At 44.0% G+C, this 389-nt stretch carries 1 protein-coding gene; it reads right to left on the reverse strand.

Features of this window, described 5'->3' with window-relative positions:
* The coding region (locus NQ050_RS11140) for a hypothetical protein (protein ID WP_257039407.1) at positions 1-349 on the reverse strand (349 nt) is incomplete at its 3' end.
* Between the last annotated feature and the right edge of the window lie 40 nt (positions 350-389).

Genomic DNA, 389 nt, shown 5'->3' on the forward strand with positions numbered 1-389 from the left:
GAATCTTTCCGTCCTTCAAGTTACCAGCCTTCAAATCGCTCAACTTCTTCTGATAGATGCTATCAGGATACTGCTTAGGATTCTTCTGACGGTCCATGTTCAACTCCTTGACAGCAAGTGCAATTCTTCCTACAGGGCGTGTGCCGTTTTCTGTAGCATGCTCTCTCAAGGCCTTACGGATGCCCTGGCTTCCCCATGTAGTCTCCTTAATCCATGTTGGATCATCGTACTTAGGAATACCAGCACCATAATAAATCTTGTTGTCTGCTGTTATGTAGATTGTCACAGTTTCAGAAGCCTTAGCTTCGTTCTTCTGATCTTCTTGAGTATTCTCATCATTACTTGGCATAGTCAGCTCCATAGTCTGAGGTTTGCTCAAAGATGTACAC

The organism is Corynebacterium sp. 122RC1 (assembly GCF_024580955.1).
Lineage (GTDB): Bacteria > Actinomycetota > Actinomycetes > Mycobacteriales > Mycobacteriaceae > Corynebacterium > Corynebacterium kozikiae.